Here is a 21,999-nt window from a genome sequence, read left to right as displayed (position 1 = left end):
GCTGCTCGGGCTGGGTCTGGGCCGGTTCGGCTCGGTTTGGTGGCTGCTGGCGTTCCTGCCGGTTGTGGCGGGCGAGCTGGCCTACGGGGTGTACGTCCACCACCTCAGCACCGGCGGGAGCATGCGGCGCGGCCTCGCCCTGATGATCTGCGGGCAGCTCGGCTTCCTCCTCGGCGCCCTCATGCGGCCCATGCGCGGCGAAACCTGAGCCGCAGGCCGTCGCTGCTTCACGCGGCTGCATCCCGGTTCGCACGATCGGAATCGTGATAATGCCACCAGCCGCCATGCGTCGGGCGGCAATCACCCAAGCTCTCCAGAAGCCGATTGCGTATTCTTTGTGAGCCGAACGCCTGCAAGCCGCGGCTGCTAGGCTGGTCGAAGTGACAATGCTGCCCGCACGACCGCCTCTCCATGAAAATGATGCAGCATGTGGCCGGCACCGGGCAGCAGTTCGAGGCGCGCATCGGGGATCATGCGGGCAGCGCGCTGGGCGTTGAGGGCTGTACTCACCACGAGATCGGGGCTCCCCGCCAGAATGCGCACTGGAACGCGCATGGTCGGGTAGCCCAGCACGCTGCGGGTCAGTCCGGCCCAGAGCCATCCGGCATCCTCGCCCTCGGCGGTGATCTGCGTCGGGCGCGCCGCCAGATCGAACGGAAAGTGCCGCGCGACTTTCTCCGGCATCGTTCGCGGAAAGAACATCGCGTTCCAGAGTAGCGGCAGGAGCGCTTTGTCGGTGGTCGCGCCGAGGAGGTGGGACAGCTGATCGCCGCCGAAGGGCAGGGCTCGGGGGCCGAACAGCACCTGTTCCAGTCGCAGCTCAGGGAAGCAGATCGGCGCGACCGCGACGATGCCGGCGATCTCCTCCGGATGGAGCATGCCGTAGGCCAGCGCGACCGCTCCGCCGAAAGAGTGCCCCAGGATGACGGGTTTGTGCAGGCCGAGGCGTCGCACCGCCTCCCGGATGCGCGCGGCCTGATCCCAGACGTCGGCGGCACGGCCCCGCGGCCGCACGCTGAAGCCGTGGCCGGGACGATCCACCGCGATCACGCGGAAATGCTTTGCGAGGCCTGGCACCGGCCCTAGCCAGAGATCCTCCAGGCACATCAGCGTCCCGTGGATCGCCACCAGATCGGGGCCGGATCCGGTCTCCGCATATGCGATCGTCCGATCATCCGTCAGCTCGACGATCCGGCGCGGCACGATGCGGGGATCGTGTGCTTCATCCGGACGTGGCCGAGCGGGCCCGGGCAGAGATGTCATGGTGGCGGTCAATTACAGGCGCCGCCTGCGGCTGGACGGGCCCATGACGGCCAGCGCGGTGGCGGCGGCGATCCCGAGAAGACCGGCGGCGGCCGCCATCGGGTGCAGCGTCGCCCGCGTGTAGACGCTGGTGCGCATCACGGGCAGGGGCGGATCACCACGCGTTTCGCCGGCCGGTACGGGCGCATGCAGGGCGCCGTCCGGATTGCGCGGCGCACTCGCGCGTTTTTGAAGGGCGATGATCGCGGAGGCCAGATGATCGTAGGCGCCGGATGCGAATTCCTTGCCGGCCGTGAAGGCCTTGCCGGCACCGCCCACGAAGATGTCGCGCTGCGGATGCACGGCCGCGTGCAGGATGGCGTTTGCGACTTCCTCGGGCGGGTAGATCGGCGGCGGCAGGCTCGGCTCGCGGTCCATGTAGTTGCGCGCCCGCTGGGGGAGGGGCGTGTCGATCGAGGCGGGCTTAATCAGCGTGACCGAGACCGGCGCATTCTCGTGCAGCAGTTCCATGCGCAGGGCATCGGTGAAGCCCTTCACCGCGTGCTTCGAGGCCGCGTACATGCCCTGGTACGGGAAGGCGAGGTCCGAGGCGATGCTGCCGACGTTGATCAGGGCGCCCCCGCCCTGCCGCAGGTGCTCCGTCGCGACGAGCGAGCCGAAGACCGTGCCCCAGAAATTTGTCTGGATCAGGCGCTCGTGGTCGGCATCGCTGATCTCGCGCAGCTTTCCGTAGATCGAGCCACCGGCCACGTTCACCCAGGTGTCGAAACCGCCGAAGGTTGCCACCGCACGATCCGCGATGGCTTGCACAGCCGCCCGGTTGCCGACATCGGCCACGACGTGGAGCGCCTTGCCACCGACGCCCTCGATCTCAGCCTGGATGCGCGCCAGGGCATCGCCGCTACGCGCTGCCAGCACGACCCGGGCACCGCGCTCGGCCGCCATGCGGGCGGTGGCGAGGCCGATGCCCGACGAGGCGCCGGTGATCACGACGACCTGCTCGCGGAGCGGCTTGCGCTTCATGCGGTGAATCCCCGGACTCCGAACGTGCGTCGGCGCGGCCGATCGCGGCCGCTTCCGTCCCACGTCTGGCTATCCACCGGTCGGACCGCTTTGTTCCTGGACCGAAAACAGGTCTCTGCGTCGCAGGGACGGATTTCCGCCCGCCGGTTTTCGGATCCTTTCGGCGGGGCTGGCGCGTGCAAGGTATCGTTACGGTTAGGGAGTTTGATTTAAAGCAGCTTCCGGGTGGGCGTTCGATAGAAGGCGCCTCGGAGTTTGTGGGGAGCCCTCTTGGCCGACGACGGCACGCTGCGCCGACTGCTCGCTGAGATCGCCCGGGGCGGGGCGGACCAGCTGGCCGAACTCTATGATCTGACGAGTCCGAAACTTTACGGCCTGATCCTGCGTATCCAGCGAGACCGAGGCTTGGCCGAGGACGTGCTTCAAGACGTCTACCTGCGGATCTGGCAGGCCGCGGGCGCCTACAGGCCCGAGGCCGGGCCGCCGCTGCCATGGCTCTGCACCATCGCACGCAATCGGGCCATCGACAGCGTGAGACGGAAGGTCGAGCATCAGGGCCCGGAACTGGATCACGGCGAGGATTGGGTGGCGCGGCTGATCGATCCGCACGACGGGGCGGCGGACTTCCTAGACCGGAACGCCCTTCTGGCCTGCCTCGGCCGCCTCGATCCCATGCATCGGGACTGCGTGGTGCTGGCCTATTGCGAGGGACAGTCCCGGGAGGAACTCGCCCAGCACTTCGACCGGCCGGTCAATACAATCAAGACTTGGCTGCACCGCTCCCTCGCCGGCCTCAAGACTTGCCTGGAGTCTGTCTCGTGAGCGGCGGCGGCCAGCCCGGCACGGAGCCGACGTCCGAGCGCGACATGCGCGCGGCCGAGTATGCCCTCGGGACGCTCGACGCGCAGGATCGGGCCGCGCTGGAGCGCGAGGCGAGCCAGGATCCTGCCACGGCCAACTGCATCGGCGAATGGGAGCGGCGGCTGGCGCCGCTGATGGGTGCCGTGCCACCCGCAGCGCCACCACCGCGGGTCCGCGAATCGCTGCTGCGCGCGCTGCCCGACATGGCCGGCGGGGCGCGGGGTGAGCTTCATCAGCTGCGGCGTCGGGTGAGGCGCTGGCAGGTCGCCGCGGCGGGATCGGGCCTGCTCGCCGCGGGCCTCGCGCTGTTCGTGGCGGTCGCCCCGTCACGGAGCCCGGCGGGCGGGCGCTACCTGGCGGTCGTGCAAGGCGGCGGGGCACCGCCCGCGCTGATCGTGCGGGTCGATACGCAGACCGGCCTCGCACAGATCCGGCCTGTCGGCGCCGATGCCCCTGCGGGCCGGAGCCTGGAATTATGGTATGTCGGCGCGGAGGGCGCCAAGCCGCTCGGCCTCGTCGGAGCGGCGCCCAGTCAGGTGAGGCTGCCGCAGGCCACCGCACCGGACGGTGTGATCGCTGTGTCCGTCGAGCCGCCTGGGGGTTCGCCCAGCGGCCAGCCCACGGGCCCGGTGATCTACACCGGCAAGCTGATCGCCGAATAACCGGACGCGGCGGATCCGCCTGTTGGAGCCCGCGGCCCTTTCGGGCCGCGGGCGCGACGCCTTACGGCATCAGCACGGCGTTGACGACGTGGATGACACCGTTCGACTGCATCACGTTCGGGATGGTCACCGTGGCGGTGTTGCCCTTCTGGTCGGTGACCAGGACCTTCTTGCCCTGCACCTCGACGGCGAGCGGCTCGCCCTCGACGGTGGTCAGCACGCCCTGGCCGCCGCCCTTCTTGGCCAGCGCCATCAGGTCTTTGGCGGTGTAGACGCCCGGGACCACGTGGTAGGTCAGGATCTTCGTCAGCGTCGCCTTGTTCTGCGGCTGCACGAGGTTCTCAACCGTGCCCGGCGGCAGCTTGGCGAAGGCGGCGTTGGTCGGTGCGAACACCGTGAACGGGCCCGGGCCGTTCAGCGTGTCGACCAAGCCGGCAGCCTTCACGGCGGCGACGAGGGTGGTGTGATCCTTCGAATTGACCGCGTTCTCGACGATGGTCTTCTGGGCGTACATCGGCGCGCCGCCGACCATCGGGTTCTTGGCGTAGGCCGCACCGCTCGCGCCGAGGCCGAGCGCGATCGTCAGGGCGAGCACCTTGGCCGTGCGGCCGGTATTCTTGATCAGCATCGTGTTTCCTTCCGAGCCCCTATGAGTGGGGCAGCGCGGGCCCTTACGTGCCTATTGGAAGGAAAGTTTCGCCGGGTGAGCACAAACGCCTACAGGCGACGGCCTTCGCGCTCACCACGCCAGAGCGTGCCGGGTTCAGGCCTCAGCGCCCGTAGATATCCTCGACACGGATGATGTCGTCCTCGCCGGTATAGGAGCCGACCTGCACCTCGATCAGCTCCAACGGGATCTTACCGGGGTTCGACAGCCGGTGCATCGAGCCGATCGGCAGGTAGATCGCCTCGTTCTCGTGGACCAGCGTCACCCGATCGTCCACCGTCACCTCGGCGGTGCCGCGCACCACGACCCAGTGCTCAGCCCGGTGGTAGTGCTTCTGCAGCGACAGCCGTCCGCCCGGCACCACCTGGATCCGCTTCACCTGGAAGCGTTCGCCGATGTCGATCCGCTGGTACCAGCCCCAGGGCCGGTACATCCGCAGATGCGCGTCCGCCTCCGGCTCGCCCTTCGCCCGCAGGGCGTTGACCAGTTCCTTCACCTGACCGGAATGCGCCTTGGAGGCGACCAGCACCGCGTCGGGGGTCGAGACCACCACCACGTCCTCAAGCCCGACCACCGCGGTCAGGCCACCGCCCTGGCTGTGCACGAGGCTGTTCTTCGTCCCGATCAGCGACACCCGGCCGCGCACCGCGTTGCCGGCCTCATCGTGATCGAGCACCTGCCAGACCGCGTCCCAGGTGCCGACATCCGACCATGCGAACGACACCGGCAGCACCCCGGCCGTGGCGGTGCGCTCCATCACGGCGTAGTCGATCGAGATCTTGGGCGCCTTGGCGAAGGCCTCGGCATCGAGGCGCACGAAGTCGAGGTCGGTCACAGCCGCCGCGTAGGCCGCCCGCGCCGCCGCCAGCACGTCGGGCACGAAGGCTTCGAGCTCGGCCAGCATCAGGTCGGCGCGGAACAGGAAGTAGCCGGAGTTCCACAGGGCGCCCTCCGTGATCAGCGCCTCGGCGCCGGCTCGGTCGGGCTTCTCGACGAAGCGGGCGACGCGGGCCGCGCCCGGCGCCTCGTGGATCGGCTCGCCGCGGCGGATATAGCCATAATCGGTGGCCGGCCGGTCGGGCTCGATGCCGAGCGTCATGGTGTAGCCGGCCCGCGCGCCTTCGGCCGCACGCCGCACGGCGTCCACGAAGGCGGCGATGTCGGGCACGACGTGGTCGGCGGCCATGACCAGCACGACGGCTTGCGGATCGCTCTCGGCGGCGTGGATCGCGGCGACCGCCACGGCGGCGGCGGAGTCGCGGCCCTGCGGCTCGAGCAGGATGTCGGCGGCGAGACCCAGCTGGTCGCGCTGCTCGGCGACGATGAAACGCGCCTCGGCCGAGGCGATGACGGTCGGCGTCGCGAACACGCCCGTGTCGGCGACCCGTTCCAGGCTGGCCTGGAAGGTCGAGACCTTCGCGTCCACCAGCTTGGCGAATTGCTTGGGCATGCTCTCGCGCGAGGCCGGCCACAGGCGCGTCCCCGTCCCACCACAGAGGATCATCGGATGGATCGGGGCAGCAGATCGGGACATGCGGCGTCTCCATCGACGGGTGGCGATCGTGGCGTGATCGCGCGGTCCAGGCGCAGCCGCAAGGATGCGGAGTGCCGGCGCCCACGGTTTTCAGGGTTTGCCCTTAACGGCGCAGCGAGGATGGAACAACCTGCGCGGATAATCCGCAATGGATGAGGCTGGCTCAGGACAGCCGGATCGTTATCTCTGGTCCTGCCATGAATTCACCCGCCAAGATTCGCCCGACACCCGACGATGCGGCGCAGAGCCCGCGGCGAATCCCGTCGGTCGAGCGCCTGGTCGGCGGCGCCGCGCCGGAAGACCTCGCCGCTTACGGGCGCACGGCCTTCACGGGGGCCGTTCGGGCCGTGCTGGCCGGCATCCGGGCAGAGGGTGGCCCCGTGCCCGACGAGGCGGCGATCCGGCTGGAGGCGGGCCGGCGGCTCGCCGCCGAGCGACGCCCCTCCCTGCGGCCGGTCTTCAACCTGACCGGCACGGTTCTGCACACCAATCTGGGCCGAGCCCTGTTGCCCCGCTCCGCCGCCGAGGCGGTGGCCGCCGTGATGGTGCAGGCGAGCAATCTCGAATTCGACATCGAGACCGGCGCCCGCGGCGAGCGGGACGACCATGTCGAGGCCCTGATCTGCCGCCTGACCGGTGCCGAGGCCGCGGTGGTTGTCAACAACAACGCCGCTGCCGTGCTGCTGGTGCTGAATGCCCTGGCCATGCGCAAGGAGGTCGTGGTCTCCCGCGGCGAGCTCGTGGAGATCGGTGGCTCGTTCCGGGTACCGGACGTGATGGTGCGGGCCGGGTGCCGGCTGCACGAGGTCGGCACCACAAACCGCACCCACCTGCACGACTACGCGGAGGCGATCGGCCCGCGCACCGGCCTCGTCATGAAGGTGCATCCGAGCAACTACGCCATCGCGGGCTTCACGGCCGCCGCCGACCCCGAGGCGCTTCACGCCCTCTGCCGGGAGCGTGGCGTGCCGCTGGCCGACGACCTTGGCAGCGGCAATCTCGTCGATCTCGCCGCTTACGGCCTGCCCCCGGAGCCGACCGTCCGCGCTGCCCTCGAGCGGGCCGATCTCGTCACCTTCAGCGGCGATAAGTTGCTGGGCGCGGTCCAGTGCGGGATCGTGGCGGGCCGGAAGGATCTCATCGCCCGCGTGCGCAAGAACCCGCTGAAGCGGGCGCTGCGGGTCGACAAGATGACCTATGCGGCGCTCGCAGCGGTACTGCGGCTCTACCTCCATCCCGAGAGGCTGGCCGAGGAACTGCCGACCCTGCGGCTGCTCACCCGGGACCGGGCGTCGATCGCCGCGCAGGCGGAGCGCCTCGCTCCCGCGGTGGCGGAGTGCTTCGCCGGCTCGGCCACCGTCTCGGTCGCGGCGTGCATCAGCCAGATCGGGTCCGGCGCCCTGCCGGTGGAGACACTGCCCAGCGCCGCCCTGGTGCTCACCCCCGACGCGGAGGCGGGATCGCCACGCCGCGGCGCGGGAGGGCGGTGCAAGCGCCTCGCCGAACGCCTGCGGGCGCTGCCGGTGCCGGTGATCGGCCGGATCAGCGGCGATGTGATCCTGTTGGACTTGCGCACGCTGGAAGACGAGGCTGGCCTCCTCGCCAGTCTGAAGTCAGTTGCGCGGCCAGCATCCTGAGCCGAATGGGTTTGTTGAGAGACAAAGTTCGCCGGCTGAAGCTCGTGTGCCGGCTTCGCGCGTTGTGGTATCGTGACGGATCCGCGGTCGCGGTCGAGAGGTGCGGTGCCCGGACCGCGATAGGCGAACGATATGGTGCAGAGTGCCGACATGGTGGAGGTTGAGCGCGAGACGGACGCGCTCCTCCTCGACAATCAGCTTTGCTACGCGCTCTACGCGGCCGCACACCGGATGACGAAATCCTACCGGCCGCTCCTTGAACGCCTCGGGCTGACCTATCCGCAGTACCTCGTGCTCCTCGTGCTGTGGGAGCAGGACGGCGTCACGGTCTCGGAGATCGGCCGGCGGCTGCGGCTCGACTCCGGCACGCTGACGCCGGTGCTGAAGCGTCTGGAGAGCGCGGGTTTCCTGCTGCGCACCCGCCGCCAGTCGGACGAGCGCGAGGTCGAGATCGCGCTGACGCCGGAGGGCACGGCGCTCCGCGCCGAGGCCGTTGCAGTTCGCGAGGCCGTGATGTGCCAGCTCGAACTCAGCGAGCCGGAGATCCGGGCCCTGCGCAAGGATCTGAGCCTGGTGATCGAGCGGCTCAGCGTGACCGAATGAGGGAGCCCCGGACGACGCTCAGCCCTCACCGTCGCAGGCGGTTGCCCAGGACGAAGCCGTAGAGCCCCATCAGGATGATGCCGACCGCGCCTTCGAGGCCGACCAGCAGATTGGTGACGCGGCCGGTGGGCTTGAGGCCGATCTCTGGTGGGTTCGCGGTCATCATGTTGAGGGCGCTGTAGCTCATAAGATCGAGGGGGTTGTAGGTCGGCCCCGCCTCGGGCCCCTCCAGGATGATCAGGCCGCCCGTCAGGCCGTAGAGACCCGCGAACACCACGATCAGCAGTGCGAATGCACGGGCGATGCGCGACAGGCTCTCGCCGTAATCGCACAACCACTCGACGAAACGGTCGGCGGTCCAGCGGTAACCGTGCCGCAGCAATCCGGCCCCGTCCCGCCCATTCCAGGCGGCGCGCGCCTGCCGGCCGGCGTGGAAGCGGCCCATCCGTCGGCCGCGCTTGTAAGCCCAGCTCGCCGCATCGTGGCTGCCGATGCTCTTCCAGTTCTGCTCCAGGGCGAGGTAGCTCGCCTGCGCGCCCTCGAAATCGCCCGCCACCTCCTCGCCGACCGCGCCGCCGAGCTGCTCGACGCTCATCCGCGTCCCGTTGAGCCATGCCCCCGAGAAGCGGGCATGCCGTAGCCGGCAGGTGGCGAGGTTCAGCCGTACGAGATCGGTATCCGACAGATCGGCCCCGGAGAGGTCGGCCCCGTCGAGCTTCGCCCCCGAAAAGTTCGCCCCTTGGAGGCGCGAACCCGCCAGCGTCGCCTTGGCGAGGCTCGCGCCGGCGAAATCCGCATGCGTCAGGTTGGCATCGACGAGCTTGGCCTCGTCGAGCCGGGCGTTGCGGAACACCGTGTCGTCCGCGTCCGCTCCGGTGAAATCCGCGCCCCAAAGATCGGCGCTTGCGAAGTCCGTGCCGTCGAGCAGCGCGCCGGACAGGTCGGCGAAGCGCATCGCGGCCTGCCCGAAGCGTGCATCCTCCAGCATGGCGCCGGCGAATCGGACCTGACCCGCGACGATGTCAGAAAAGTCCGCCCCCGACAGGTCGGCGTCGGACAGGTCGGCGGCCTCCAGGATCGCGCCGGTGAAACGCGTGGACCGCCCGACCGCACCGGTAAGCGTGGCCCGGCGCAGGTTGGCCGCGGAGAAATCGGACTCCTCCATGCGGGCCCGGGACAGATCGGCCTCCGCGAGGGGCAGGCCGCCGGATTCGGGATCCGCACAACCCGGCCCGTCGAAACCCGCTGCGGCGAGTGCGCCTGGGGATGCGATCAGGTGCGAGAGGTCCGAGCCCGGCTCCCGCACAACCATTCCGGCGGCGATCCGCTCGATGAGCGTGTGCAGCCGGGCATCCGCCTGAATGTCCGGCTGCGCATCCGGTGGTGTCGCCTGATCCATGGCCGTTCCATGCCGGAGAGTCCGACCGCGCGCCAGACGCCCCGGCCGGTTCAGACCGGATGCGTCGACGCGGTCACACGCACCGTGATCGCCTTGGCGGCCGGCGTCTTGGCCTGCTCGTCATGGTGCCAGAGCGGCAGCAGGACGTTCAGCTCCGGATAGTAGCCGCCGCAATTCCCCTCGGGGATGTCGTAGGCGACCACGCGGAGGCCGGTCACGCGCCGCTCCACCTGATCATCCGCCTCCGTTTCCACGTCGACGCCCCCGCCGTCCTTGAGCCCGAGCCGGGCGATGTCCTGGCGGTTCATGAACAGCACGGAACGGGTGCCCTTCACGCCGCGGAAACGGTCGTCGTAGCCGTAGACCGTGGTGTTGAACTGGTCGTTCGACCGCAGCGTGATCAGGTCGAGGATGTCGTGCCCGCGGGCCGGCAGGTCCGGATCGGCCTCGAGGCCTTCCGGCACCGCGAAATTCGCCCGGCCGGTCTCGGTCTCCCATTTCCGGTCACGGGCGCCGAGCGGCTTGATCAGCCCTCCGGGCTGGAACATCCGCCCGTTCAGGTCGTGAAACACCTTCGGATAGGTGGCCTCGATGGCATCGCGCACCCGGCCGTAATCACCGACCCACGAATCCCAGTCGATCCGCGGATTGGCCGGCAGGGTCGCCTTGGCGATCTCGGCGACAATCCAGGGTTCGGAGCGCACATGCGGCCCGACCGGTTCGGACGCCCCCCGGGACCCGTGGAACTGCGCGGTGGAGCTCTCCATCGAGACCGCTTGCGGACCGCTCGCCTGCTGATCGATCTCGATGCGCCCAAGGCAGGGCAGGATATAGGCGACCGCCCCGGTCACGAGGTGTGAGCGGTTGAGCTTGGTCGAAACCTGCACGGTCAGGCGCTGGGTTCTCCAGGCTGGCTCCATCCGGCCGGTATCGGGGATCGCCCGCAGGAAGTTGCCGCCGAGTCCGATGAAGGCCTTCACGCTGCCATCGAGGATGCCTTCGCAGGCCTCGACCGTGTTGAGGCCCTTCTCGCGCGGCGGCTCGAAACCATAGAGTTCCTTGAGCTTGTCGAGGGGCGCCAGTTCCGGTTTTTCGGTGATGCCGACCGTGCGCTGGCCCTGCACGTTCGAATGGCCCCGCACCGGGCAGATCCCGGCGCCCGGCTTGCCGATATTGCCGCGCATGAGCAGAAGGTTGACCAGCATCCGCACGGTCTCGGTGCCCTTGCGGTGCTGGGTCAGGCCCATCCCGTAGATGCCGATCACCGCCTTGGCGCGTGCGTAGACCGCGGCGGCGGCCTCAAGCCCCTGCCGTTTCAGTCCGGAGCGCCGCTCCAGCGCGGCCCAGTCCTGGCCATCGCAGAAGCGCACGAAGTCTTCGAAGCCGTGGGTGTGCTCGGCGATGAAGGCGTGGTCGAGCACCCGGGGCTTGCCCGCCGCCTCGGCTTCCCGGTCCAGGGCGAGCAGCGCCTTGCACAGGCCGGTGAGCGCCGCGAGGTCGCCGCCGGCTTTTACCTGATGGTACTGGGTCGAGATCCGTGTGGAGGAGCGCGTCAGCATCTCGACCGGCGATTGCGGATCGGTGAAGCGCTCCAGGCCCCGCTCTCGCAGCGGGTTGAAGGTGATGATCTGCGCGCCCCGGCGCCGCGCCTCCTGCAGCGGGTGCAGCATTCGGGGTGAATTCGAGCCGACATTCTGACCGAAGAAAAAGATCAGGTCGGTGGTCTCGAAATCCTCCAGCAGGACCGTGCCCACCGGCGCACCGATTGATTGCGGCAGCGCCACCGAGGTCGGCTCGTGGCACATGTTGGAGGAATCCGGCAGGTTGTTGTTGCCGTAGAGCCGGGCGAGCAGCGCCCACATGTAGCTGGTTTCCAGCGAGGCCCGGCCGGAGGCATAGAACACCACCGAGCGCGGATCCGCCTCGCGCAGGGCCTTCAGCTCCCGGCCGATCTCGGCCATGGCGTCCTCCCAGGAGACCGGGCGGTAGCGATCGGTCTCGGGATCGTAGCGCAGAGGATGGGTGAGGCGGCCCTGCTCCTCCAGGGCGTAGTCGCTCCAGCTGAGCAGCTCGGTCACGGAATGGGCGGCGAAGAAATCGGAGGTCGCGCGTCGGCGCGTCTGCTCCCAGGCGGTCGCCTTGGCGCCATTCTCACAATACTCGAAGGCCAAAGGCTTCGCGGGCTTCGCCCAGGCGCACGACGTGCACATGTAGCCGTCCGGCTTGTTCTGCTTCCGCAGCAGGGCCGAGCCGGTGATCGGTACGCCCTCCCGGGTCAGGATCTCGACCAGCGACCGGGCCGAGCCCCAACCGCCCGCCGGGCCGTCATAGGGCTCGATCCGGATCTCACCGTTCTCCTGCTCGGCCATGCCGTCCTCCCACCCGGCACGTCAGCGACCGGACCAAGGGAACGCGCGAGGGCCGCGTCGGATCACAGGCGCGTCACTGCGGCTGCCTCCGCTTCCGTCGCGGTCAGGTCACGGCCGCGAGCTTGTCGGCCATGGACTGGTCCTTGTCCCGCCGTGTCGAGAAGATCAGCGTGAAGAAGGTCCGCTGAACGCCCATCTCGGCAAGCTTCGCCTCGCATCGCTCGGCCAGCGCACAGATCTCAGACAGCTCGCCCTCGATGTTGGTGCCGTTGGGATGCATCGTGGCGGTCAGCCCGCTCGCCTCGACGATCGCCTTGACCTCGCGGACGTAGGGCGAAACGGACGGGCCGACGCCCATCGGCACGATGCACAGGTCGGCTGAGACTTTCATGGCGGCTCCCCTCGGGCTGGTTCTGTCGGGCGGCCTAAGTCGCGCCGCCCGCAGAGGAAGGCATTCGGCGCCCGGCGGCGCGGATCAGAGCTTGCTGATCAGCAGGCCGAGGCCCAAACCGACCAGCCCGGCCACGACAAGCGAGGCATGGGGCCATTCGACCGACTTCTGGTGGCCCTCCCAGGCATATTCGCGACCGTGATCATAGACCTCCTCGGCCTGTTGCGACACCGCGTCGGCTGCATGCCGGACCGCATCCTTGGTCTGGCCGTATAAGTTCTCGGCCGCGCCCCGCGCCTCGTGGAGACGGCCTTCGATTGAATCGCGGTCCGAGCCGGCGAGGTCGCCGACCGCGCTCTGGACCTTGCCGCCGAGCTCCCGCGCGGCACCCGTGATCCTGTCCGTATCGACCATGACGTCCTCCGATGCTGTCGTCCCGAACCCGTTTCCGTCTGACGGACGACGCCGAGACGATCCGTGCCGGCTGTCCCAGATAGGCGTCGGCCTGGCCGACGACGAGCGCTGCGGCGTCAGGATGCGGCCGGATCACCTAAAGCCTCGCGGTCCGACGGCAGGGTGGCCGACGCCGTTGGCGCGAAGGTGTAGTAGGCCATCGGCTCCCGGCGGCCCCGGAGCGGTTCCCGGCTGATCTCCCGCCACGCCGCCGTGGTCGTTCCTGCTGCGCGTCGGACGGCCTCCGAGGCCAGAACCGAAACTCCGTGGGTCTTTGTCGCCTGCTCCAGCCGCGCCGCCACGTTGACCGTGTCGCCGAGCACCGTGAATTCGTAGCGGGCATCCTCGCCGATGATCCCGCTGAACACCTCGCCGCAGTGCAGGCCGATGCCGATGCGCACCGTGGCATCGTGGTCGCCCTTGTCGTTCCAGCGGGCGATGACCTCGACGAGATCGCTGGCGAAGGCCACGGCGCGCGCCGCGTCGTCGGCCGTCGGCTCGGGCAGGCCGAACACCACGAGGGCGCCGTCGCCGATGAACTTGTCAACGACACCGCCGTACAGGCGGGAGATGCGCATCACCCGTCGGCGGAAGGCGGACAGGAAGGCCGAGAGTTCCTGCGGGTCGAGATGTTCGGCGATGGTGGTGGAGCCGCGCATGTCGATGAAGGCGATCACCGCCTGCTGGCGCCGGCCGGCTTTGAGGCTGCCATCGTCGTCAGCGAGTCGCGAGACCAGCTCCTGCGGCAGGAAGCGCGACAGGCTCCGACGGCGCGCCGCTTCGCGCGTGGCCGACATGGCGAACAGGACGAGCGCGATCACGACGGCGGCGAGCAAGCCCCAGATCAGCAGAGCGGCCCGGGAATTCGCGGCCTGACGCTGCTCCATCAGCGCGGCTTCATGGTCCTCCATCCGGCCGATGATCGCCCGGATCTCGTCCATCACCTGCCGTCCGTCCCCCTGCCGCACCTGCTCCTGACTCGCCTCGATCTCGCCGCTTCGGCGCAGTTCGATCGACGTGCCGAGTTCGTTCAGTTTGTCCCGGAGGAGCGGGATTAGGGCATCGAGTTCAGCGCGCTGGCTGTCGTCGTTCCGGAGGTGGTCGTGCAGCCGGGCGATCTCGCGGCTGACCTGCGCGCGTCCGTCCCGGAATGGGCGCAGGAACGTCTCATCCCCCGTCAACAGGTAGCCGCGCTGCCCGGTCTCGGCGTCCTGGATTGCCAACAACACGCGGCCGAGCTGGCCATCCACCACCATGGCGTGCCGGACTGCCTCGCTGCCGCGCTGCTGATAGGTGAAGGCGCCGACCGCAATGCCGAGCAGCGCCAGGATCACCGCGCAACTCACGACCATTCGATTGACGGTCCGCGAACGTGCGGGCAACCGCTCGATGACGTCCAGGGCGGTGGTCGATGCTTTCATGGGGGAAGCCGGTCTGCGCCAACAATGCGGCGCGAAGCCTGCGAGCTGCCCCTCAAGAAACGATCGGTCGTTTTGTTCCGCGGCCGATCAAGTTGCCAACAGCTTTTCGATGGGCTGGTGGAAGAGCGTGAGTATTGTCAAACCGACGTCAAACGCTTGGCACGGTGCACTTCTGTTTGAGACGATCGGACCTCGGCGCGGCGGGCCAGTGAGTTTCTAAGTCTCCGCCGGACACGAAGGATTCTAATAACGACCGCATTTCCCCTCCTCCTTGTGGGGAGGGGTCAGGAGTGGGGGTGGTGCAGGATCGAGCGCTCCGGTGCCTCCTGCACCTCCCCCACCTTCAGCTCCTCACCGCAAGGAAAGAGAGCGCGGCGGCGCAGGTGCCTGATTTCGTAGGAACGAAGGGAGCGGGCCGAAACTCTCCTCAAGTCCCCAGGGACTGACACCCGCCAATGGGTGCCGGGCGCGTGCCCCCTGCCGCGGACCTGCCCGTTCTACGTCCTGCGTCCGTCAGTGGCCTGTGGGTTCGGGAGCCGTTCGCCGCGGACCTGGGCGGCCAGCGTGCGTACGATCGCGGCGCGCTTCATCGGCACCGTCGTCAGGATCTTGTCGAGGAAGGTGTCCGCCTCGTCCCCTTTCTGCGCGCATACGGTCGCGAGCGCCTGCTGGATGTAGCAGAGATCGACGTCGTCCCGCCTGAGCATGGCGGTCAACATTGTCGGTGTCAGGATCATGCCCGTGGCCTGCTGCCTTCGCGATGCGCCGAAGCCGGCAAGCCTGCGCAGGATCGAGGCTAAGTCAGGTATCAGACAAAGCTAGGCCAGAGGTATGACACAATTTGGCTTCCCAATACCGGCGAAGTGCTGTGTGGGCCGAATACCGGCGGATCCGCCTACGTCGCCGATGACCAACCCTAGCCGGCTGAAGATCCAGTCTTAGGTTGATGGCGGGATGTCACAATACCCTTGAGCCTCACGGCGCGTTGCCGAGACCGGTTATGCGCTTAGTACCCTCCGCCCCCCATACAGGGACGCACCATGCTGTCTTGGTTCCGTGCGCTGATGCCGAAGGAGGACCGGTTCTTCGACCTGTTCGAACAGCACGCCGCCACCCTCGTGGACGGGGCGGCATCCCTCCGGGCGCTGCTCGACGGGACGCAGGATATCCCGGTCGCATGCCGCGCCATCGCCGAGCACGAGGACAAGGCCGACGCGATCACCCGCGACGCCCTGCTGGCGGTTCGCCGGACCTTCATCACCCCGTTCGACCGCGGCGACATCCAGGCGCTGGTCGGCTCGCTCGATGACGCCATCGACCAGATGCTCAAGACCGCCAAGGCGGTCCAACTGTTCGAGGTGACGACCTTCGAGCCGTCGATGCGCCAGATGGGGGCGGTGATTCAGGAGGCCGCCGCCGTGGTCGCCGAGGCGCTTCCGAAGCTGCGGTCCCTCGGCGAGAACGCCGCCGCCCTGAATGCGCTGACCGAGCGGGTCATCCAGCTCGAGGGCCAAGCCGACGATCTGCACAACGAAGGGGTGAAGATGCTGTTCAGGGCCTCCCGCCAGGATCCGATGGCGTTCCTGGTCGGCTCCGGGCTCTACGATCACTTGGAGAAGGTCATGGATCGGTTCGAGGACGTGGCGAACCAAGTCAGCAGTATCGTGGTCGAGCACGTCTGAGCCGAGGGATCGCCCGCGTGACCCTCCTGATCGCCCTCATCGCCATCGCGCTGGTGTTCGACTTCCTGAACGGCCTGCACGATGCTGCGAACTCGATTGCCACCATCGTCTCGACCCGGGTGCTGGCGCCACGCTACGCCGTGTTCTGGGCCGCCTTCTTCAACTTCGTGGCCTTCCTCGTGTTCGGCCTGCACGTCGCCGGCACGGTCGGCTCCGGGATCATCGACGTCACCGTCGTGAACGATCGGGTGATCCTCGGTGCGCTCGGCGGCGCGATCGTCTGGAATCTGGTCACGTGGTACGCCGGCATTCCGTCCTCCAGCTCGCACGCGCTCATCGGGGGCCTTCTGGGCGCCGGCATCGCGAAGGCCGGTCTCGGCGCGATCGTCTGGCCGGGCGTCGTCGCCACGAGCGCCGCCATCGTGCTCTCGCCGGCGCTGGGCTTCGTACTCGCCCTGATCCTCGTGCTGGCGGTCTCGTGGATCTTCGTCCGTTCCACGCCGGTCGCCGTCGATCGCGTGTTCCGCAGCATGCAATTCGTTTCGGCCTCGCTCTACTCGCTCGGCCACGGCGGCAACGACGCGCAGAAGACGATGGGCATCATCGCCGTGCTCCTCTACGCCCACGGGGCGGGCAGCGGCGAGTTCCACGTGCCGCTCTGGGTGGTCCTGTCGTGCCAGACCGCGATGGCGCTCGGCACCCTGTTCGGCGGCTGGCGCATCGTGCACACGATGGGATCGAAGATCACGCGCCTGACGCCCGCGCAGGGCTTCTGCGCCGAGACGGGCGGGGCGCTGACCCTGTTTGCCGCAACGGCGTTCGGAATCCCGGTCTCCACGACACACACGATCACGGGGGCGATCATCGGTGTCGGCGCGGCCCGCCGCGTTTCCGCCGTCCGCTGGAACGTGGCACAGGGGATCGTCGTCGCCTGGGTGGTCACGATGCCGGCCGCCGGTCTGGTGGCGGCATTGATCTATGCCGCCTCCGGCCTCGTGCTGCCATGAGGTGAGGGCGTGCGCCTTTCAGACCAGACGCATCTCGCCAGGTTTGAGACCAAGGCGCCGGGCGAGGTCGCGCCCGAGGGAGCCCGTCAGTTCCACCTGCATGTCGTCCGTCGCCATTTCGGTGACCTGCGCCAAGGCCGCCGTCGCCGACTGGGCCAGGACCGCGTAGACCCGGACGGCCTCGCGCTTCTGATGGACGGCGATCAGGTGCGCCGTGTGTTTCTTCAATTTCGACACCGACCTGCCTCGATCGGAATGGTCCGCCCCTGACTTCGCCAACGAGCGACGGGTGCAGCGGTTGCATGCGCGGTGGTGGCCGACGTCTCCCGGTGCGCGCTCAGTGGTGCTGCGCCCGGTGAGCCTGGGTCAGGCCGTCATAGCCCCACGAGTCCTTCGGCACTTCGTGGAACACTACATAAGAAACTTCGGCGAGGCCAGAACCGACAACATTCTTTAGAAGACGGCTCGTCTCGGCAATGAACCGTGCTTTCTCCTCGGATGTGTTCGTCTCCGCGCTGATGATGGCATCCACCTGCGTGGCGCAGGTCACCGGTTCGCCGCCCACGCTCCATCCCGACAGCGGAACCTGCTCGACCAGCACGCCGACCAGGGGGCCGACCTCATGCAGAGTCTCGGCCGTCAGGCCGGTGATGCCCGCCTGAAGCCTCTGGACTTGGCTCTGCCTGAGCGGTTGATCGTTCATGCCCCTGGTTCGTACTTCACTGATCAAGGGCAAGTCGCCGGAGCACCTTCGTGCCGTCTCCGAAGGCGTGCATCGCGAGCTGATGGAGGCCTTCGGTGCGCCGGCCGACGACCGCTTCCAGCTCATCCGCCAGCACGAGCGGGACGAGCTGATCTACGATTCCAGCTATCTCGGCCTCCACCGCACCGACGACCTCGTCATTGTCAACATCATCGCCGGGAATTGGCGGGACACGGCGCAGAAGAAGGCGCTCTATCGGGCGATTACCGACAACCTCGTGGCGGATCCCGGCCTGCGCCCGGAGGACGTGCTGATCGTCCTCTCGCCGAACGCGCGCGACGAGTGGTCCTTCGGCAACGGGCTTGCGTCCTACGTCAAGGACGACGCAGCCTAATACCCCCGGCATGGGCAGGAGATCGACATGAGCATTCTCGTCACCGGCGCGACATCGGGCTTCGGCCTCGCGATCGCGCGGCGCTTCGCGCAGGCCGGACAGACGATCGTCGCGGCCGGGCGCCGTCGCGATCGGCTTCAGGCCTTGGTCGACGAACTCGGCGACCACGTGGTCCATGCCCTCGAACTCGACGTCCGGGACAGGCGGGCGGTCGAGGACGCGGTCGCCGGCCTCCCCGCGGCTTTCGCCGACATCGACGTGCTCGTGAACAATGCCGGCCTCGCGGTCGGGCTCGAACCCGCACAGGCGGCGGACCTCGACGGCTGGGAGGCGATGGTCGACACCAACGTCAAGGGCCTGATGTACGTGACCCGTGCGGTGCTGCCCGGGATGGTCGCCCGCGACACCGGGCACGTCGTCAACATCGGATCGACGGCGGCGAGCTACCCCTATCCCGGCGGGAACGTCTACGGGGCCACCAAAGCGTTCGTCCGGCAGTTCTCGCTCAACCTGCGCGCCGATCTCGTCGGCAAGCGGGTGCGGGTCACCGAGATCGACCCGGGCCTCGTCGGCGGCACCGAGTTCTCCAACGTACGCTTCCGCGGCGACGACACCCGTGCGGCAAGCGTCTACGACGGTGCCGACGCGCTGACGCCCGACGACGTTGCCGACACGGTGTTCTGGGCCGCCACCCGGCCGGCCCGGGTGAACATCAACGTCATCGAGCTCATGCCGGTCTGCCAAGCCTTCGGCCCCCTCGTCGTACATCGGGGCGGCCGCTGAGCCCCGGGCCCGACACGCGAGAGGACGATGCCATGACCGTCAACGCTACGCTGCGCGGGACCTCCGGTGAGCCACCTATACCGGCGCCCGTGCGACGGGCCGAGCCGACCGTCTGGCGCAATCCGCACCGGCAGGACGCCGCCTCGGTGTTGGCCGCGTCGGCATTCTGCGAGGCCGACATGCGCCAGGCGGAGGCGCGCTGGCGCCGCTTCGACCCGCTCCTGGCGCAACTGTTCGACGGCACCGAAGATGGGAGGATCGACTCGCCGTTGCTGCCCGTCGCGCCCGACCTCAGCCGGACCCTGCTGGGCGACGCCCCGGGCTCCGTCTGGGTCAAGGCCGATCACGACCTGCCGGTCACCGGCTGCATCAAGGCCCGGGGCGGCGTCTACGAGGTCCTGGCCTATGCGGAGACGCTGGCTAAGGCGGCCGGTCTCCTGCGGCCCGGCCTGTCCTACGCGGCGTTCGCATCCGACGTCTTCCGCGACCTGTTCGCCCGCCACACGGTCGCGGTCGGCAGCACCGGCAATCTCGGCTTCAGCGTTGGCGTGATGGGCCGCGCCCTTGGCTTCGCGGTCGAGGTGCACATGTCACACGACGCCAAGGCCTGGAAGAAGCAGCGCCTGCGCGAGCTCGGGGCGCGCGTCGTCGAGCATCCGGGGGATTACGGCCTCGCGGTCGCCGCCGCGCGGGAGGCCTTCCAGGACCGCTCCGACGCTCATTTTGTCGACGACGAGGATTCGGTCGACCTGTTCCTTGGCTATGCGGCGGCGGCGCTCGATCTTCAGCGCCAGCTCGCCGAGGCCGGGATCGCCGTCGATGCGGCGCATCCGCTCTACGTCTACCTTCCCTGCGGCGTCGGCGGCGCGCCGGGGGGCGTGACCTTCGGGCTGACGCTGCTGTTCGGCGATGCCGTGCGGCCGGTCTTCGTGGAACCGGTGGCCGCACCCTGCATGCTCGTGCAGCTCGCCTCTGGTCTCGACCGGTCCGTCAGCGTCTACGAGGCTGGGCTCGACAACCGGACGGCGGCCGATGGGCTGGCGGTGGCGAGCGCCTCCCTGCTGGTCGCCCGCACCGTCGGCAGGCTGATCGACGCGGTGGTGACGGTCCCCGACGCGGATCTGTTCCGCTGGCTGAAGGTGCTGTGGTCGGGCGCGGGGATGCGCCTCGAACCCTCGGCGGCCTCAGGCTTCGCCGCGCTTAACCGGTTCCTCGCTGAGACTCCGCCGGCGGATGTGGTTTCCGCCACCCACGTGGTCTGGACCACGGGCGGTGCGCATCTGCCGGAGGCGGAGTTTGCGACGGCCCTGGCCCGCGCGTGATCCGACACGGGGCGTGCGGCGCGTCGGCTTTGGCGGCGTCAGACAGGGGGCACCATGGCCAACCCGGCCGCAAGCTTTGCCTTCCGGTCGCCGCCCGGTCCATGTAGCCGGCCATGATCCGCCTGATCCCCAGCCTGCCCGCCATTTACGTTATCGCGCGGATGGTGTGGCCCCTGCCGTGGCCGCTCGCGCTCCGGCTCGGCCTCGCCGCGATCCTCCTGGCCGCCTCGCAGTACCACCTGTGGAGCCGGCTCTCCTCCGGATCGGTCTTCGCGCCGGAATTCCCGCGCCCGGTGGTGATCCTATTCAACGGCGTGTTCGGCGCGATCGCGCTGGCCGCGCCCCTGCAGCTCGCCCTCGATCTCGTCGCGCTGACGTCGATGGCCCTGCCCGGCGGCGATTGGGCGATCCCGACCGCGTGGCGCCTCGCAGTCGGCTTCACGGCCGTGCTCCTCGCGGCGGTCGCCGTGCGGCAGGCCGTGCGCGTGCCGCCATTGAAGGAAGTCCCCGTGGCGATCCCAGGCCTGCCGCCCGGCTTCGACGGCTACACGATCCTGCACCTGACGGATCTGCATATCAGCCGCCTGTTCCCGGCCGCCTGGGCGCGGGCCGTGGTCACGCGCGCCAACGACCTCAAGGTCGACCTGATCGTCGTGACTGGCGACTTCATCGACGGTTCGCTGGAAGCCCGGCGGAACGACGTGGAGCCGTTGCGCGCCCTGCGAGCGCGAGACGGCGTCTGGGCCGTGCCCGGCAACCACGAGTACTTTTTCGATTTCGATGGCTGGATGCGCCATCTGGCAGGGCTGGGCATCCGCATCCTCTCCAATGCCCACACGGTCCTGCGGCGCGAGGGCGGCGCGCTGGTGTTGGCCGGAGTCACCGATCGCTCGGCGCGCGCAACCGGTCACCCGGGTCCGGACCTCGACGCCGCCCTCGCGGGTGCACCTAGGGGCGCACCGATCGTGCTGCTGGACCACCAGCCGGCGAACGCCGCGAAAAGCGCGGCGCGCGGCGTGGCGTTGCAGCTCTCCGGCCATACCCATGGCGGCATGATCCGCGGCCTGGACCGGCTGGTGGCACGGGGCAATGCCGGGTTCGTCTCGGGCGCGTACCGGGTTGCGACCATGCTGCTCTATGTCAGCAACGGAACCGCGCTCTGGCCCGGCTTCGCCCTCCGCCTCGGGCGCCCGTCCGAGCTGACGCGGATCACCCTGCGGAGGGCGTCCTGAGCTCGCGATATGCTGTGCGAGTCGTGCCGGATGGTGTTGCACGCAGTACACGACCGCCTGCCATGCCGGGACCATCCCATCCGATCCCCTCATCCTGAGATGCCCGCGCTAGCAGGCCTCGAAGGAGGGCTCCAGGGATCGCCGCGCAATCTGAGGGAATCCTTCCAGGCCTCCGCTGCGCTGCGGCGCCTCAGCGAGAGCGGCGACGTCGACCGACTTCGTGGCGCTGTCGAAGGCCCTGGGCGCGGGCTGGGAGGCGACCTTCCCGGCCGGCCCGACGACGCCGCTCGACCTGTCGCGGGTCACGATCCCACTGGGCGACCTGACCCCCGTCGGAGCCGGCGCATCGAACAACTGTGAGGTCGGGGACATCTCCGGACAGGTGGTGATTCAGGAATCGCGCGATGCCTCGGCATCGCCGCCCGCGATCACGCGTCCGACCGTCGGCACGAGCGGCAGACGCAGGCTGAAGCGCAGGCCGTCCAACTCGAAATCGAGTGCGGCCTGTGCTTCGAACTCGTAGACCAGCATTTCGTACAGGACCTCCGTGCCGAAGCCGCGCCGGCTCGGCCACCGCGACGCCGCCCCACTCC

At 68.9% G+C, this 21,999-nt stretch carries 24 protein-coding genes; 11 read left to right on the top strand and 13 right to left on the bottom strand.

Features of this window, described 5'->3' with window-relative positions; genetic code table 11:
* The first annotated feature begins 1 nt into the window (after nucleotide 1).
* On the top strand, nucleotides 2-208 hold the full coding sequence (locus tag MKK84_RS01315) for a hypothetical protein (protein WP_243916227.1): 207 nt from the start codon (nucleotides 2-4) through the stop codon (nucleotides 206-208).
* Nucleotides 209-366: 158 nt separating this feature from the next.
* On the opposite strand, the gene MKK84_RS01310 is transcribed toward MKK84_RS01315, so the two are convergent.
* On the bottom strand, nucleotides 367-1,203 hold the full coding sequence (locus tag MKK84_RS01310; RefSeq protein ID WP_243916226.1) for an alpha/beta fold hydrolase: 837 nt from the start codon (nucleotides 1,201-1,203) through the stop codon (nucleotides 367-369).
* Nucleotides 1,204-1,275: 72 nt separating this feature from the next.
* Nucleotides 1,276-2,286: an SDR family oxidoreductase gene (locus tag MKK84_RS01305; RefSeq protein ID WP_243916225.1), complete on the bottom strand. Its 1,011-nt coding sequence runs from the start codon at nucleotides 2,284-2,286 to the stop codon at nucleotides 1,276-1,278.
* 270 nt (nucleotides 2,287-2,556) lie between these two features.
* On the opposite strand from MKK84_RS01305, the gene MKK84_RS01300 reads away from it, so the two are divergent.
* Together MKK84_RS01300 and MKK84_RS01295 are read left to right on the top strand one after the other, a co-directional pair.
* On the top strand, nucleotides 2,557-3,108 hold the full coding sequence (locus MKK84_RS01300) for an RNA polymerase sigma factor (RefSeq protein ID WP_243916224.1): 552 nt from the start codon (nucleotides 2,557-2,559) through the stop codon (nucleotides 3,106-3,108).
* A complete protein-coding gene (locus MKK84_RS01295; protein ID WP_243916223.1) occupies nucleotides 3,105-3,809 on the top strand; it encodes an anti-sigma factor domain-containing protein in 705 nt (234 codons plus the stop codon). Before MKK84_RS01300 ends, MKK84_RS01295 begins: the two co-directional genes overlap by 4 nt.
* Nucleotides 3,810-3,870: 61 nt before the next feature.
* Here the strand turns inward: MKK84_RS01295 and MKK84_RS01290 are convergent, their stop codons facing one another.
* Nucleotides 3,871-4,437, bottom strand: coding sequence for a fasciclin domain-containing protein (locus MKK84_RS01290; RefSeq protein ID WP_243916222.1), 567 nt, complete (start codon nucleotides 4,435-4,437; stop codon nucleotides 3,871-3,873).
* Between the two features lie 142 nt (nucleotides 4,438-4,579).
* On the bottom strand, nucleotides 4,580-6,010 hold the full coding sequence (locus tag MKK84_RS01285) for a mannose-1-phosphate guanylyltransferase/mannose-6-phosphate isomerase (RefSeq protein ID WP_243916221.1): 1,431 nt from the start codon (nucleotides 6,008-6,010) through the stop codon (nucleotides 4,580-4,582).
* Nucleotides 6,011-6,207: 197 nt separating this feature from the next.
* On the opposite strand from MKK84_RS01285, the gene selA reads away from it, so the two are divergent.
* On the top strand, nucleotides 6,208-7,647 hold the full coding sequence (selA, locus tag MKK84_RS01280) for an L-seryl-tRNA(Sec) selenium transferase (RefSeq protein WP_243916220.1): 1,440 nt from the start codon (nucleotides 6,208-6,210) through the stop codon (nucleotides 7,645-7,647).
* A 132-nt stretch (nucleotides 7,648-7,779) separates the two neighbouring features.
* Nucleotides 7,780-8,250, top strand: coding sequence for a MarR family winged helix-turn-helix transcriptional regulator (locus tag MKK84_RS01275; protein WP_243916219.1), 471 nt, complete (start codon nucleotides 7,780-7,782; stop codon nucleotides 8,248-8,250).
* 25 nt (nucleotides 8,251-8,275) lie between these two features.
* On the opposite strand, the gene MKK84_RS01270 is transcribed toward MKK84_RS01275, so the two are convergent.
* The 6 genes from MKK84_RS01270 to MKK84_RS01245 form a co-directional block, all read right to left on the bottom strand.
* Nucleotides 8,276-9,649, bottom strand: coding sequence for a pentapeptide repeat-containing protein (locus tag MKK84_RS01270; RefSeq protein ID WP_243916218.1), 1,374 nt, complete (start codon nucleotides 9,647-9,649; stop codon nucleotides 8,276-8,278).
* A gap of 50 nt (nucleotides 9,650-9,699) precedes the next feature.
* The gene (locus MKK84_RS01265) at nucleotides 9,700-12,018 is read right to left on the bottom strand and encodes an FdhF/YdeP family oxidoreductase (RefSeq protein WP_243916217.1); all 2,319 of its coding nucleotides are present in this window, start codon (nucleotides 12,016-12,018) and stop codon (nucleotides 9,700-9,702) included.
* 103 nt (nucleotides 12,019-12,121) lie between these two features.
* Nucleotides 12,122-12,409 (bottom strand): MTH1187 family thiamine-binding protein, encoded by a 288-nt coding sequence (locus MKK84_RS01260; protein ID WP_243916216.1) that lies wholly within the window; start codon nucleotides 12,407-12,409, stop codon nucleotides 12,122-12,124.
* Between the two features lie 84 nt (nucleotides 12,410-12,493).
* Complete coding sequence (locus tag MKK84_RS01255) at nucleotides 12,494-12,823, bottom strand: CsbD family protein (RefSeq protein WP_243916215.1); 330 nt, start codon at nucleotides 12,821-12,823, stop codon at nucleotides 12,494-12,496.
* Nucleotides 12,824-12,939: 116 nt separating this feature from the next.
* Nucleotides 12,940-14,283 carry a CHASE3 domain-containing protein gene (locus MKK84_RS01250; RefSeq protein ID WP_243916214.1) on the bottom strand — a complete coding sequence of 448 codons (1,344 nt, stop codon included), beginning with the start codon at nucleotides 14,281-14,283 and terminating at the stop codon, nucleotides 12,940-12,942.
* Between the two features lie 497 nt (nucleotides 14,284-14,780).
* Nucleotides 14,781-15,020, bottom strand: coding sequence for a hypothetical protein (locus MKK84_RS01245; protein ID WP_243916213.1), 240 nt, complete (start codon nucleotides 15,018-15,020; stop codon nucleotides 14,781-14,783).
* Nucleotides 15,021-15,323: 303 nt separating this feature from the next.
* On the opposite strand from MKK84_RS01245, the gene MKK84_RS01240 reads away from it, so the two are divergent.
* Both MKK84_RS01240 and MKK84_RS01235 read left to right on the top strand, forming a co-directional pair.
* Complete coding sequence (locus tag MKK84_RS01240; protein ID WP_243916212.1) at nucleotides 15,324-15,965, top strand: DUF47 domain-containing protein; 642 nt, start codon at nucleotides 15,324-15,326, stop codon at nucleotides 15,963-15,965.
* Between the two features lie 17 nt (nucleotides 15,966-15,982).
* On the top strand, nucleotides 15,983-16,972 hold the full coding sequence (locus MKK84_RS01235; RefSeq protein WP_243916211.1) for an inorganic phosphate transporter: 990 nt from the start codon (nucleotides 15,983-15,985) through the stop codon (nucleotides 16,970-16,972).
* Nucleotides 16,973-16,990: 18 nt separating this feature from the next.
* On the opposite strand, the gene MKK84_RS01230 is transcribed toward MKK84_RS01235, so the two are convergent.
* Together MKK84_RS01230 and MKK84_RS01225 are read right to left on the bottom strand one after the other, a co-directional pair.
* Complete coding sequence (locus MKK84_RS01230; protein ID WP_243916210.1) at nucleotides 16,991-17,200, bottom strand: hypothetical protein; 210 nt, start codon at nucleotides 17,198-17,200, stop codon at nucleotides 16,991-16,993.
* Between the two features lie 109 nt (nucleotides 17,201-17,309).
* Nucleotides 17,310-17,675, bottom strand: a complete 366-nt coding sequence (locus tag MKK84_RS01225; RefSeq protein WP_243916209.1) for a tautomerase family protein — start codon at nucleotides 17,673-17,675, stop codon at nucleotides 17,310-17,312.
* On the opposite strand from MKK84_RS01225, the gene MKK84_RS01220 reads away from it, so the two are divergent.
* From MKK84_RS01220 to MKK84_RS01205, 4 genes are all read left to right on the top strand, one after another.
* Entirely contained in the window at nucleotides 17,674-18,069 is a 396-nt protein-coding gene (locus MKK84_RS01220) for a tautomerase family protein (protein ID WP_243916208.1), read from the top strand. The two genes, MKK84_RS01225 and MKK84_RS01220, sit on opposite strands and share 2 nt — an antisense overlap.
* A 27-nt stretch (nucleotides 18,070-18,096) precedes the next feature.
* A complete protein-coding gene (locus tag MKK84_RS01215) occupies nucleotides 18,097-18,852 on the top strand; it encodes an SDR family NAD(P)-dependent oxidoreductase (protein WP_243916207.1) in 756 nt (251 codons plus the stop codon).
* Between the two features lie 32 nt (nucleotides 18,853-18,884).
* Nucleotides 18,885-20,174: a D-serine ammonia-lyase gene (locus MKK84_RS01210; protein WP_243916206.1), complete on the top strand. Its 1,290-nt coding sequence runs from the start codon at nucleotides 18,885-18,887 to the stop codon at nucleotides 20,172-20,174.
* A gap of 113 nt (nucleotides 20,175-20,287) precedes the next feature.
* The gene (locus MKK84_RS01205; protein WP_243916205.1) at nucleotides 20,288-21,406 is read left to right on the top strand and encodes a metallophosphoesterase; all 1,119 of its coding nucleotides are present in this window, start codon (nucleotides 20,288-20,290) and stop codon (nucleotides 21,404-21,406) included.
* Between the two features lie 390 nt (nucleotides 21,407-21,796).
* Here the strand turns inward: MKK84_RS01205 and MKK84_RS35815 are convergent, their stop codons facing one another.
* Complete coding sequence (locus MKK84_RS35815) at nucleotides 21,797-21,937, bottom strand: hypothetical protein (RefSeq protein ID WP_409566423.1); 141 nt, start codon at nucleotides 21,935-21,937, stop codon at nucleotides 21,797-21,799.
* Between the last annotated feature and the right edge of the window lie 62 nt (nucleotides 21,938-21,999).

This window comes from Methylobacterium sp. E-065 (genome assembly GCF_022829605.1).
Classification (GTDB): Bacteria; Pseudomonadota; Alphaproteobacteria; order Rhizobiales; family Beijerinckiaceae; genus Methylobacterium.
This window is presented reverse-complemented; position numbering and strand designations above follow the sequence as displayed.